The organism is Actinoplanes sp. NPDC051851 (genome assembly GCF_040681165.1).
Lineage (GTDB): Bacteria > Actinomycetota > Actinomycetes > Mycobacteriales > Micromonosporaceae > Actinoplanes.
The window spans coordinates 1-2,599 of sequence record NZ_JBFAYF010000155.1; the positions used below are offsets into that span (position 1 = coordinate 1).

3 protein-coding genes are annotated in these 2,599 nt (G+C 66.9%); 2 read left to right on the top strand and 1 reads right to left on the bottom strand.

What is annotated here, in order from left to right; genetic code table 11:
* Positions 1-445 precede the first annotated feature (445 nt).
* The gene (locus AB0M08_RS47380; protein WP_364508918.1) at positions 446-625 is read left to right on the top strand and encodes a hypothetical protein; all 180 of its coding nucleotides are present in this window, start codon (positions 446-448) and stop codon (positions 623-625) included.
* Positions 626-768: 143 nt separating this feature from the next.
* Positions 769-1,419: a DUF3800 domain-containing protein gene (locus AB0M08_RS47385; RefSeq protein WP_364508921.1), complete on the top strand. Its 651-nt coding sequence runs from the start codon at positions 769-771 to the stop codon at positions 1,417-1,419.
* Between the two features lie 255 nt (positions 1,420-1,674).
* On the opposite strand, the gene AB0M08_RS47390 is transcribed toward AB0M08_RS47385, so the two are convergent.
* Positions 1,675-2,403 (bottom strand): hypothetical protein, encoded by a 729-nt coding sequence (locus AB0M08_RS47390; RefSeq protein ID WP_364508924.1) that lies wholly within the window; start codon positions 2,401-2,403, stop codon positions 1,675-1,677.
* Positions 2,404-2,599: the final 196 nt, after the last annotated feature.

Genomic DNA, 2,599 nt, shown 5'->3' on the forward strand with positions numbered 1-2,599 from the left:
CCCATCCCGGAGCCTGCCTCGCCGGCGAGGCGCCGCGCTCCAGCGGCGGCCCGCTGGCCCCGGCCGGGCAGGCCATCGGCCGCCAGGCCGATCCGGAGACCGGAACCCTCTCCGCCGGTCCTGTCCCGTGTGGATGCCGGCGAGAAATGCGCGCCGCGGCTGCGTACGCAAATTCGGTTGATCTCGCAGAGCAGAATCGAGATCGAGACACCGCCATTCGGGGGAAGGAAGGGGTCTTACTTGTGCATTACCGCAGAGATATGTGCAATTGGTCTAATTTGGTGGGACGGGTTCTTGAGGGCGCGGGGAGCCGATGAACCGGCACGTGCTGACGCCGCTGCCGGAGTTCGAGGGTTGTGAGATCGCGGTCGGGTGGGACCGATGGTCGGGGACGTTCTTCGGTTTCGTCTTGGACCGCTCGGCGTCAGACGGCAGGAATCCCTGGATGCTCAGCGTCGGTGAGCAACCGTGCGAGATCAGGGACGCGGCACGCCTGGTCGCCGCGGTTCGGCCGTACGCGATGATCCCAGTGGGCCTGGTCGACGAGCTCGAGCGGGAGCGGGAGCAGGCGGGGGAGGAGCCGGGGGTTCCCGGTGATGCTGGCAGCATCGTTCGCGGGTTCTGATTCGGGCCGGCCGACTTGCCGGGGCGGGCCGGTTGGCTCCGTCGGGCGGTTCGGGGCCGCGTGCTCGCCGAACAGCGATTTGTCCGGCCCTGCGGTGGGCTCGCGGGTAGAATATGGCCGTTATGTCATCATATTTGATCTATGTGGATGACTCAGGCAATGAGGATTTCAGCGTCCACACCGGGGCCCTGGTTCCGGTCGATCGGTGGCGTGAGCATCTGATGGCGTGGAAGTCGTATCGCCGGGCGCTCTACAAGAAGCACGGGGTGCTGGACGACTACGAGATCCACACCCACGAGTGGGTCATGGGTAAAGGCAAGCCTGTCGAGAATCCCGTCAGCGACGGGAACGGCCAGGACATCAACACGGTGGTGGGCTACCGCCGGCAGTGGGCCACCAAGGCCCTGCTGGCGATCACCAAGCTGAACGACTTTCAGACATTCACCGTTAAGTCAGACACTGCCAATAAAGCTGATGCTTACTGCCACTTCCTTCGCGAGCTCGACGAATCGCTCGCGAAGCAGCTGGACTGGGGGGTCGTGGTCCTGGACGGCTGTCCCAAGAATCCTGACCCGGCGCCGACAGCTGAGCATCGCCGGCTTCCGCTGCGTACGCGAGCGATTGTCGAGGACGTTTGGATTCAGGACTCGTCGGTGAGCCAGTTCATCCAGATTGCTGATCTTGCAGCTCATAGCGCTTTTCAGCATCTCGTGCAAAATCCCGCCCGGTCGTTCATGTGGGACTGGTACCCGGAGCACCTTCATGATCAGGAACGAGTCTGTGTCTGCCGCTAGTTCCTGAGAAACGAATCGGCCCCGTGTGCGCGAGGCACCCGGGGCCGGTTCGGTCGTTCAGCAAGACCACGTTTGTTCTCCTGACGAGATGTGGTCGAGCACCTACCAAGGTAGGTGGTGCGGCGGCGCTTCGCAAGCTGCTTGGCGGTAAGCAACCTAACAACTTCCCTGCTAGGCGCGACTGGACAGCGTATAGGCGGGGTCCGCGGTGATGCCGCGATCTAGGGTCCGGCTGCGGTGATCGCGGGGGAGCTGCTAGGGCTGTACGGCGGCGGTGACGCCGACGAGGCGGCCTGCGGCGCCGGCCGCGCGGATGGCGTGCTGGAGGGCTTCGGGTTGGTCGCCGTCGAGGTGGTCGCTAAGTCCGGCTCGGCTGGCCAGGTAGATGCCGCAGTGGTTGCCGTGGCGCTGGGTGGCTTCGAGCCAGCCTTGGGGGAGGGGAGGCAGGGGTTGCAGGAGGGTTCCGGCGTCTGGGTCGTGGACGGCGCCGGGGCGGCCGGGTGCGGGCAGGTCGACGCGCCAGCCGGGGGCCTTGGGTGGTGGGTGCTGGAGGTCGCCGACGGGGTGCATTCCGTGCTGGATTCCGATGTTGATGATGAGGTCGATGCTGTCCGGGCCTTGTTCGTCGAGGGCGGCGGTGGTGAGCTCGACGATGATGAACGGCCAGGGGTCGGCGCGCGGGGTGGTGGTGAGGCCCGCGATTCCTGCGGCGTTGATGTTGTCGCGAGAGGGTAGTTCGTGGTCCTTGGTGATGATGCCGCCGGGAGAGCAGCTGAGGTGGGTGAACCAGAGGCGGGCCGCTCCGCTGGGGTGCAGGTCGAGCCCGGCGGTGATGGGTGTTCCTGTGTCGAAACGGTCCTGGCGGCCGCAGATCGCGCATCGGAATTGGGCTGGCCAGGGCCCGGCGATGAGCTGGTTGGCCTGGTCGAGGCCGAGGGCGGTGGCGACGTCGTCGGGGATTCGGAGGTCACGGGCGCGGCTCATGGAGGGCGCAGCTCCTGGTTGCGGTCCGGGGGAGAGGCTGGCCGCAGCGTACGCGCTCTAAAGGGGATCTGCTGCTCGGTGGGGGCGCCGGGCGCCGACCTGGAGCCTGCCTCGCCGGCGAGGCGCCGCGCTCCAGCGGCGGCCCGCTGGCCCCGGCCGGGCAGGCCATCGGCCGCCAGGCCGATCCGCTCCTGGG